We start from the raw sequence: 8,872 nt of genomic DNA on the forward strand, positions 1-8,872 counted from the left end.
GTTGTAGGGGATTTAATTTTGATAGTATTTACACCTCGCTCAGGGCTATTCCTTCAGCAACCGGAGGTGGTATCTGTTGTTGCATGCTTCTCTTTTTTATAAGCGTATTTACACGCCTCATAAGCAGTATGCTTAACAGTGTAATAACCGATACAATATAGCCTAATATATTATAATGCTCCAAGGGGCTGAATTTTTCAGGCTGCACTACTATCATGCCACCAATTACGGCTGCAAAACCACCGGATATTTGTTGCAGGCTGCTGTTAATGCTCATAAAAGCGCCACGGTCTTTCATTTCCGGCACACCGGTAACCAGGGCGGTACTGGGTACCATGCGTCCCATAATACCTGTCATCATTAATATATTAAATACAATTACCAGCCAAAGCGGGGTAGTGCCAAGCTGTGTGTAAACAAGCACTACTACAACCATCCACAGGCAGGCCAGGGTAAACAGGCGGAATTTATCTACCATATCGCTTAGTTTGCCAAATGCCGGCATAAACACCAGTGTAAAAATACCTGCACACATAAACACTACAGGCAGTTGGGCATTAGTTATGCCCAGGTTGTTTACGGCAAAGGCAGTACCAAAAGGCATCATCATAAATCCACCTATTGAGAGCAATGCCGTTGCTGCAAAGCCAATACGGTAATCCGGTTTTTTTATGTTGCGCCAAAGGTGTACAAAGGCAGAGTTTTGCTGTGGCAGGGCAAGGTGGGCATCTACCGGCTTAAGCCATAACAATATAATAAGTGCAATAACAGCCGCCATACCACCTATCCATAAAAAAGGGGCATGCCATCCCCAGTGGTTTGCAAAATAAAGCCCCAGCGGAATACCCAGCACCTGGCTGGCGCCAAAGCCCATTTGCAGAAACCCCATAACACGGCCACGCTGCTGCAATGCAAACAAATCGGCCACAATAGCCATAGATACAGACCCTATTACCCCGCCAAAAAGCCCGGTAATAATACGTGCAGCCACAAGGGTTTCATAAGAGTTTACAAGGCCGCATAAAATTGTGCCTATGATAAAGCCGGTATAAAAGAAAACCAGCAGTTTTTTGCGGTCAAACTTATCGGCAAAACCGGCGGTAAGCAGGCCTGATATACCGGCGCTAAAAGCATAGGCCGATACGGCTATACCAAACTGATCCGGGTGCAGGTCCATAGATTTCATCAGGATATCACCCAGTGGAGACATCACCATAAAGTCTAGAATAACCGTAAACTGGGTAATGGCCAGTATAAAAATAACAAGCTTTTGGTAGCCCGTTAACGGAATAGGTTCATTATGCTCCATACTAATATCCGGTTAATCTTTTTTACCAAAAATTTTTTGGGCTTCGGCTGTATTGCCGTTGCTGTTATCAGGCATGCTTTTAAATAATTCAGGGGTAATAGGCGCTGCACCGCCCCCTATAAGCGCTATTGTTTGATTTTCAAGCAAAAGCCTTTTTCTGATGTTTAATAAGGTAGTAAATAACATAACTATTCATTTTTTGATTGATGCTGAATTGATTATCAGTTTATGGAGTAAGTGCCTTTATAACCGTTTCAAAAGCCCGTTCTTTAATTTCTTCGCTAAAAACAAAGGGGCTGCCACCCATATTCTCTCCCTGGGCGTGAAATCGCAAAAGAGTATACAGGGGGCCATAAGCTATACTCCAGAAAACTTCTAAGGGTAATTGTGTGAGTTGCCCGTTTTTTATGGCATTTTTGCAGAAATCTCCCATCATTTGCTTAAAGTCACCAACACTGTTTTGCAAAACGTACTCACCGTGTGGGGAGTGGCGTATCACCTCCCAACATTCCATCTGTTGTAAATTATTAAGTGTAAATGCAATACGGTTTTCCCATTGCAGGCGCAGGCCTTCGGCAAAAGGCATTTCAGGGCTAAAGTTTTTTGTGGCCGCTTCAAAAAAAGCATTAACTATTTCAACACCAATTTTTTTGATGAGGTCATCTTTATCATTATAATAAATGTAAAGTGTAGCAACAGAAACTCCGCTGGCTTTGGCAAGTTTATTCATGCTAAAGCCTTCAAATCCCTGTTGTACTAAAAGTTGTATTGCCTTTTGTTTTACTAAAGCTTCTTTATCGGTATCCCGTAAACGCATATCATTTATATTCTGTTACAAATATAAATGAATATTCATTCACTATTAAAAAAATTAATAGAAATTTCGCGGTATATCTTTCACATTAATGTCAGGATTATTCTTCGTCCTGAGAAAGATTATCCTTATAATCAGGATACAGGAAATTATTATACGGAAAACGACTAATGTGAATTTCGCGTACTGCTTCGTATACTTTTTCCCGAAATTCTTCCATGTTTTCTTTATTCACTGCCGAAATAAACAACGCATTCTTTTCACCTACGTTGCTCATCCAGGTGTGTTTCCATTCCTCAAGGGTATAATGGCGGGAAGTTTTTTCGGTTACCAGGTCATCTTCATCAATCACCTGGGGTTTAAAAGCATCAATTTTATTAAAAACCATAAGTGTAGGTTTGTCATTGCTGCCAATATCTTGTAGTATCTGGTTAACCGATGCTATATGGTCTTCAAAATCAGGGTGAGAAATATCTACAACATGTAAAAGTAAATCTGCCTCGCGCACTTCATCAAGGGTACTTTTAAACGATTCTACCAGTTGCGTAGGCAGCTTACGTATAAACCCAACCGTATCAGATAATAAAAAAGGCAGGTTTTTAATAACCACTTTGCGTACGGTAGTATCAAGCGTAGCAAAAAGCTTATTTTCTACAAATACCTCACTTTTGCTAATAACGTTCATCAGAGTGCTTTTGCCTACATTGGTATACCCAACCAGCGCTACACGCACCAATGCGCCACGGTTGCTGCGCTGCACACCCATCTGGCGGTCAATAGTTTTAATTTTGTCTTTAAGCAGTGCAATACGGTCGCGAACTATACGGCGGTCTGTTTCAATTTCTGTTTCACCGGGTCCGCGCATCCCTATACCACCACGCTGGCGTTCAAGGTGTGTCCACATACCGCTAAGGCGGGGAAGCAGGTATTGGCATTGCGCAAGTTCAACCTGTGTACGGGCATAAGATGTTTCTGCTCTTTGGGCAAAAATATCTAAAATAAGATTAGTGCGGTCTAGCACTTTGCAATCTAAAATCTTGTTTAAATTCTTCTGTTGGGCCGGGCTAAGCTCATCATCAAAAATTATAGTTTTTACATCATATTCTTTTATATAATGATGAATTTCGTCTATTTTTCCAGTACCTAAAAAGGTCTTTGGATTAGGTTTTTCCATTCTCTGTGAAAACCTTTTAACTACTTCACCTCCAGCTGTGTATGTTAAAAATTCAAGTTCATCAAGGTATTCATTCAGCTTTTCTTCAGTCTGATCCTGCGTTATAACACCAGCAATTACTGTTTTCTCAAATGTGTGGATTTCCTTTTCCAGCATGTTTCTATATTTTATTTGCAAAATTATGAATTTATCCCCTCATAAACATTGAGTTAAGAATATATTAATAGAAAAAAGCGGTTTTGATTCAAGTTGTGTTAAATTTTAGTTTATTGTTAAGGGTTTGTTATATTTTTATAAATTTGAAAATTAAATTTTACCTAAATATAAAATCTATGAAGAAAATTACTCTTTTGTTATTTTTCATGGCCTTTACTTTCCAGATGTCGGCACAGCTTGCCGAGGAGAATTTTGAAGGTACGTGGACCCCATATCCTGCGCTTGCAGGGTTCGGCGAAGGTAGCTACGGCCCTCCCGGATGGTATATCAGGAATGTGGCCCCTAACGGGCCCGGAAAATTCTGGACACAACAGGCCAGTACCTCAGATTACCCTGCATACGGAGGCTCAGGCCATGCAGCCTTCCTTGACCGTGATAATGCACCGGGTACAGGTGTTAACCTGACTGAAGACTGGTTGATTACACCGCAATTTAACGTGCCTGAAAATCCTGAACTGCACTTTTTCTCAAGGCTTACCCTTAACAACAACCAGGGGTCTGTTTATGATGTACGTATTGGTACCGACCCTACAGACCCATCAACATTTATATCACTGATTGACAGCGATGGGTGGACAGAGCTTGAAATAAACCCGGTACAGCTGGATTATGTTGAAAAAGTAATTGATATACCTGCAAGCTTTGAAGGTACTGATGTGTACATTGCCTTTATCATGAAAGGTGACCAGATGGACCGTTGGCTTATAGACAACGTAAAAGTGGTTTCAGAATGCCTTGCCCCTACCGAGAGCAGCCTTACGGCCACCAACCTTGGGGCTACCACAGCCGACCTTAGCTGGGATAACCCCAGTGGGGCTACCAGCTGGGAAGTAGAGGTTGTAGCCGATGACGATGTACCTGTTGGGACAGGGGTTGTATATACCGGCACCCTGCCTATAACGGTTGAAAACCTTACTGCCAGTACCTGCTACAAATTTTATGTACGTGCAGTATGTGGCGATGGTGGTACCAGTGACTGGATAGGCCCTGAAAATTTTTGTACAGGCGTTTGTGAGGCTGAAGACCAGTGTACCTACTCTTTTGTAGTGTGGGATTCTTTTGGTGACGGCTGGAATGGCAATACCATGACGGTATCCCAAAACGGCATTACTATGGGCACCCTTACATTGCCATCTGGAGCCGGCCCTAACACTATTTCTATCGCCTTGTGTGATGACCAGCCTTTACAGCTGTTCTGGAACTCTGGCGGTAACTTTGCTTCAGAAGTAGGTGTTTCTATCATAAACAACTATGGACAGACAATCTTTACCAAAAACCCGGGTACGGGCTCTCAAAACACCTCGCTTTACAGTGCTACCATTGATTGTGATACCCCGTTGTGCCTTCCTACAAGCGGCTTAACCGCTACCGGCATAACCACCTACACAGCCAACCTGGGCTGGACAGGCCCTGCCACCGGTAACTGGGAATATTATGTGGTACCAACAGGTGCACCCGCACCAACGGCTATTACTGCAGGTGTAGTTACTACTACCAACCCGGTAACTGCAACTACAGTAACCACCACAGGGGAAGATCTTGACCCAGATACCACCTACCAATTTTATGTACGTTTAATTTGTACTGATGGTACAAGTACATGGGCAGGCCCTTTTAGCTTTACCACCCTGCCTACCTGCCCTAAACCTATAAATATAACTACTACTGCCATTGGAATGGAAACAGTTACCATAGGCTGGACGGAAACCGGTACAGCTACCCAGTGGGAAGTATATGTGGTAACTAATGGCTCTCCGGCGCCAACAGCTACTACCGAGGGCGTGGTTACTACCGATAACCCTTTGGAATATAACACAGGCCTTACTGCAGGCACTATTTACCAGGTATATGTAAAAGCAATATGTACCGAAGATACTGACGAAAGCCAGTGGTCTGCCCCGGTAACTTTTAATACTACCATATGTAACCCTGAAGAGCAGTGTAACTGGACCTTTACAGTTTGGGATTCATGGGGTGACGGCTGGAATGGCAATACCATGACGGTATCTCAAAACGGTATTTCTGTAGGTACGCTTACATTGCCTTCTGGTACTGGTCCGGTTAATATTACTATACCACTTTGTAATGACACCCCGGTGGAATTATTCTGGAACTCCGGCGGTTCTTTTGCAGGTGAAGTAGGCGTATCGGTTAAAAATAGTTTTGACCAAACCCTGTTTACCAAAAACCCGGGTACCGGATCTCAAAATACACTATTATATACTACAACAGTAGATTGTGATACCCCTGCGTGTTTAGACCCTACAGCACTGGCTGCTGCTAACATAGGCACCACTACGGCCGATCTTAGCTGGACTGGTCCTTTAGGAGCTACCGATTGGGAAGTATATATTGTAGAAACAGGTGGCGATGCACCAACAGATACTACCGAAGGTGATGCTGCCCCTGCAATACCCTATAATGCAGATGAACTTACCCCAGATACTACCTATCAGTTTTGGGTAAGGGCCAACTGTGCCTCAGGAAATATTAGCGGTTGGGCGGGCCCGGTAAGTTTTACTACCCTGCCTACCTGTCCTAAACCTGTAAATATTACAGTAACAGCTATTGGTGCTACACAAGCCACTATAGGCTGGACAGAATCAGGTACGGCTACACAGTGGGAGGTAATTGTTGTTCCAACAGGCTCTCCTGCACCTACGGCTTCTTCTACAGGAGTTGTAACGTCTGAGAACCCTATGATATATGATGTAGACCTTGTTTCCGGCACCATTTATCAGGTATATGTAAGGGCTTTATGCGGTGGTGATGACGGTAACAGTACCTGGACCGGCCCGGTAACCTTTAATACTACCTTGTGTGAACTTGAAGATCAGTGTAACTGGGTCTTTACAGTTTGGGATTCATGGGGTGACGGCTGGAACGGCAACACCATGACGGTATCGCAAAATGGTATTACTGTAGGTACGCTTACATTGCCATCTGGTGCCGGCCCGGTTAATATTACTATTCCGGTATGTAATGATACTCCGATTCAGTTATTCTGGAATTCCGGAGGTTCTTTTGCAAATGAGGTAGGTGTTTCTGTTATGAATAATTTTGGACAGGTTTTATTTACTAAAAACCCGGGTACCGGATCTCAAAATACAGTGTTATATACAACTACTGTAGATTGTGATACGCCTGCATGTTTACCACCATCTGGCCTGACAGTTATTGACACCAATACTACCGATGCCACAGTAGGCTGGGCCGGTGAAGATACAGGAGAATGGGAAGTATATTATACAACAAGCGGTAACGCTGCACCTGGTGCAGACGAAACTGAAGTTATATTTACTACAACTAACCCTGTTGTTATTGAGAATTTAGAGCCAAGTACACTATATGATTTTTATGTGCGTGTTGTATGTGAAGATGAAGACCATAGCACATGGGCAGGTCCGTTTACTTTTGAAACAGATCCTCTTTGCCCTGAACCTTTAAATGTTGAGATACACTGTCTTAACGAGGATAGTGCAACATTTACATGGGTTCCGGATGGTTCTGAAACTTCGTGGGAAGTGGCTGTAATACCTGCTTCAGACCCTGTACCTACTACAGGCGAGGTAGTAACAGACACACATTATTATGTAGAAGACCTTACTACAGGCACGGCATATACTTTTTATGTAAGGGCTATCTGTTCTGATATTGAAGGATTCAGTTCCTGGGCAGAGATGGACTTTACACCGCCATCGGTATCTCCCGCAGCTGCACAGGCACTTTGTGCAGGTAACCTTGCTGTACCACAAGAAAGTAACTGGGGTAATACAGTGCCTGGTTACGGGCAGGTTGGCTGTTTATTCAGTACACCTAACCCAACCTGGTATTATGTAACTCTGGACGGTGATGGAGAAGTAGTACTTAACCTTACACAGGTAAACTTAGCAGGAAATCCTATAGATGTGGATTTTGCAGCATTTGGCCCATTTGAGTCGCTTCAGGAAGCATGTTATAGTGTTGGCCTGCCACCAAATACCGATTATATTGTTGATTGTAGCTATTCAGCTGCTGCAACTGAAACGATAAATGTTACAGGTGAGGCAGGAGATGTTTTTGCTATATTGGTTACAAACTTTAACGGTTCTCAGGGTTCGGCAACCATTACCCAAACCTCTGGCCCTGATATTAGTTGTGAACCTACAGTAAATGTTGGACCGGATCTTACTTTCTGCCAGACAGATTCATACAATATAACAGCTACAGTAAGCAACCCTGGCGAAGAGCAGGAATATACTTATCAGTGGTTTATGGATGCAGATCCAATAACTCCTGTAATTGTTGAAACTACCGACGATTCTCAAACTATAACAGTTGATGAGCCGGGAGCACACGTATACAGCGTTATTGTTACCATGCCTATTCCGGTAAGTGATGATCCTATTACAGACCAGGCTACTATTACTTTAAGTCCGGCCTTTACTGTGCCAACTCCAGATCCTATAACGCTTTGTGGACCTAACGGAGCAGCAGACTTAGATCTTTCTGCAGTTGATTTTCTGGGTACATTAGACCCTGATAATTATGAGCTGACCGGAGTATATGATTCTTTCTCAGGAGCTACCGGAGGCACAAACCCAATTGATATATCTGCGCCTTTTGAGGTTAGTACCCAAACACTATATGTAGTGGTTAATGATATAAATGTACCCGGATGTAAGCAGATAGTACAATTAGCCGTTACGGTTAATACAGCTCCGGATGCTACTATTTCATACAATACGCCATTTTGTATCACAGGTACCCCAGAATCAGTAACCTTAACAGGAGATACCGGAGGTACTTATTCATCTACTGATGGTTTGGCATTAGACCCATCAACAGGAGAAATTACGCCAGACCAGAGTATTGCAGGTACATATACTGTTACGTATACAATACCGGCAAGTGAGTGCGATGAGTTTACTACTACAACAGAAGTGGTTATCCAGCCAGTTCCGCAAGTAACATTCTCATACGACGGTTCACCATATTGTGCCAATGCAGGCACTGCTTCTGCAACATTTACAGGTACTACAGGCGGTACATTTACCGCTGATGCAGATGTAACTATTGATGTTAACACAGGAGATATTGATGTGGCTAACAGTGTGCCAGGCACATATACAGTGACTTATACTGTAGGTAATGGAGCTTGTACAGGTACTTATACCGCTGATATAACTATTATTGAAGCGCCCGTGCCAGATGTAGTTTCAGATGTTACCGAGTGTGACAGCTATAGCCTGCCTGCCCTTACGGTTGGTAATTACTATACCGGCAGCGCGGCTACGGGCGATGCCCTTAGCGCTGGTGATATCATCACTTCGACCCAGATGATTTACATATATGCCCAATCGGCAGAAAACGCTGATTG

5 protein-coding genes are annotated in these 8,872 nt (G+C 43.2%); 1 reads left to right on the forward strand and 4 read right to left on the reverse strand.

Going from position 1 to position 8,872, the window contains the following annotated elements; translation table 11 throughout:
- Positions 1–28: 28 nt before the first annotated feature.
- The 4 genes from ABS766_RS15765 to hflX all read right to left on the reverse strand — a co-directional run bounded on the left by ABS766_RS15765 (position 29) and on the right by hflX (position 3,453).
- Positions 29–1,309, reverse strand: coding sequence for an MFS transporter (locus tag ABS766_RS15765; RefSeq protein WP_408086156.1), 1,281 nt, complete (start codon positions 1,307–1,309; stop codon positions 29–31).
- Positions 1,310–1,321: 12 nt separating this feature from the next.
- Positions 1,322–1,495 carry a hypothetical protein gene (locus tag ABS766_RS15770; protein ID WP_408086157.1) on the reverse strand — a complete coding sequence of 58 codons (174 nt, stop codon included), beginning with the start codon at positions 1,493–1,495 and terminating at the stop codon, positions 1,322–1,324.
- Between the two features lie 40 nt (positions 1,496–1,535).
- Complete coding sequence (locus tag ABS766_RS15775) at positions 1,536–2,126, reverse strand: TetR/AcrR family transcriptional regulator (protein WP_408086158.1); 591 nt, start codon at positions 2,124–2,126, stop codon at positions 1,536–1,538.
- A 97-nt stretch (positions 2,127–2,223) separates the two neighbouring features.
- On the reverse strand, positions 2,224–3,453 hold the full coding sequence (hflX, locus tag ABS766_RS15780) for a GTPase HflX (protein WP_408086159.1): 1,230 nt from the start codon (positions 3,451–3,453) through the stop codon (positions 2,224–2,226).
- A 176-nt stretch (positions 3,454–3,629) separates the two neighbouring features.
- On the opposite strand from hflX, the gene ABS766_RS15785 reads away from it, so the two are divergent.
- Positions 3,630–8,872: fibronectin type III domain-containing protein (locus ABS766_RS15785; protein ID WP_408086160.1), on the forward strand; the 5,243-nt coding region annotated here is incomplete at its 3' end.

The sequence above is a fragment of the Flavobacterium rhizosphaerae genome (genome assembly GCF_046000445.1).
GTDB lineage: Bacteria > Bacteroidota > Bacteroidia > Flavobacteriales > Flavobacteriaceae > Flavobacterium > Flavobacterium rhizosphaerae.